The sequence below is a fragment of the Wolbachia endosymbiont of Tuta absoluta genome, from assembly GCF_059414725.1.
In genome coordinates, this window is sequence record NZ_JBNRJY010000454.1 from 1 (window position 1) to 1915 (window position 1915).

The 1915-nt window shown below is 35.0% G+C and carries 1 protein-coding gene and 2 pseudogenes; 2 read left to right on the forward strand and 1 reads right to left on the reverse strand.

Features of this window, described 5'->3' with window-relative positions:
- Positions 1-225 (forward strand): annotated as a pseudogene (locus ACJ5GX_RS04955) (transposase); the annotation flags it as partial.
- Positions 226-233: 8 nt separating this feature from the next.
- Here ACJ5GX_RS04955 and ACJ5GX_RS04960 read toward each other — a convergent pair.
- On the reverse strand, positions 234-1658 hold the full coding sequence (locus ACJ5GX_RS04960; protein ID WP_495292763.1) for an IS4 family transposase: 1425 nt from the start codon (positions 1656-1658) through the stop codon (positions 234-236).
- An 80-nt stretch (positions 1659-1738) separates the two neighbouring features.
- Between ACJ5GX_RS04960 and ACJ5GX_RS04965 the strand changes: the two are divergent.
- A pseudogene (locus ACJ5GX_RS04965) lies at positions 1739-1915 on the forward strand (transposase); the annotation flags it as partial.

Below are 1915 nucleotides of genomic sequence, written 5' to 3' on the forward strand. Positions count from 1 at the left end.
GGTGAAATAGAACATCATTTATCTGCTGGAAGTGAAGAAAACAATCGTAGAAACGGGAGGAATGGCAAGACTTTGAAGACAAGCGCAGGTTCATTTGAACTATTGACACCAAAAGACAGAGAAGGAAGTTTTGAACCACAAATAGTGAAAAAAAGGCAAACAAGCTTACATCCGGAACTTGAAGCAAAGGTTTTAAGCACATACGCTAGTGGCATGGGGTATAGGGCTTACTATTACCCACAAATATAAAGTTCAGTAGCAAGTCTCCATCCTTCTGCTAAATCAAAAAGACGTCTCCACCCTTTCCAAAGAGTAATGGGACCTGGTTCTGGATCATTTTTCCTGGCTAAATGACCTCCAAGTTGGGCGATCCATGAAACAGCTTCTTTTATAGTAGGGGTTATATTTGGGTATGACTTTACTTTATGTATTTTGACGTATAAAACTTTCCATTCTTCTTCAGCTAATAATGTAGTACATGGTAGTGTTGAATCAGTTCTTGCAATTGTTGTAATAAAGAAAATTCTCCAAGCAATAATACTCATGACTGTTAGATATCGCATTAATCTTTCTGCTGTTACCAGTCTACATTCTTCAACTTTAAGGCCAGATTTTAAAATTTTATGTAAGACTTCTATTTTCCACCTAAGACAATACCAATTAACTTTTTCAATAGCTTCATCAAAAGTATTAACTGAAAGATTCGTTAAAAGCATCCACTCTAGTGGTGTTGATTCAGGAGGAGGATTTTTCTCAATAACTTGAACTACATAGAGCGGTAGGTCAGGTAGCTCTTCTTTATGTCTTAATCTTATATTGCCTCTATCTGGGTTCATAGTAAATTTTCCAAATCTAACTTCTAAAGATGCTATCCTTTTTGGCTTGTTATCTCTAGCCGGAATTTCAACTTCTACTTTTCCAGTACAAGGAACCCTTTCTATAAATTGCCATAATTTTTCTTCTCGAGAATACCTAGATGTTTTATTTACGTTTCGGTTTCTACAAGCTCTTATCAAAACCGCTGAATTAAGACGGTAAGCAAGCTCAAAAAAATCATAAATATCTGCTTCTCTATCACATACCGTTATAGTTTCTGTTTGAGTTGAATCTATAATTTCATTTGTTTTCTTTAAACTTTCTAGCCACTTTATGCTTTCTTTATCTTCAATACTAACGTTTCTACAACGTCTTCTTTTTTCTAGCTCTTGGTCTTCTTTAGATATAGATGGTCTCGAGTAAAGCTTTTGGTCTAGTATTCCTAATGTCAAGCCTTCTGTACTAATCGCAAAAGCTGTGTGCATCATAATACCTTTACTTTGTTTTTTTGAAACAACTGCCAATCCTCTTATTTTTTCATGTCCCATATATGAAATGCAACTTGTATCCTGAATCACAAGAATCCTTTTATGAGTTTTTGTTCTTTCAACAGTTTTTGCAATATGCGATGTTAAGATATCACTTCCTTTTACATTCTCATTTTGAAAAAAACGATAAGCTGCTTTTGCTTCTGACCAACTTCCACATGCTTGATTGATTGAACTTTCAGGTAAACTTATTAAACTATCAGCAATATTTACTAATCGATCTGTCAGTCTTTTATCTCCAAGTGCAGCATCCCCCAATTCATTTCTAGCCCATTCATTACCCTTGTTTGCCATTTTTATACCCTCAATATTCACAAACTTTAATATTCTAATCCTTTATTTATAAGTCCATTTACATTTGTGGGTAATAGTAAGGGTATAGGGACATAGCATCGCATGTAGAGGAGATGTATGACCACAAAATATCTGCAGCAGAAATATCCAATATCACCGACAAATTACTGCCGTTAATCAATGAATGGCGCAGTCGTCCACTGCAATCTGTATATCCAATAGTATTCATGGATGGCATGTTTTTCAAAGTCAAGGAG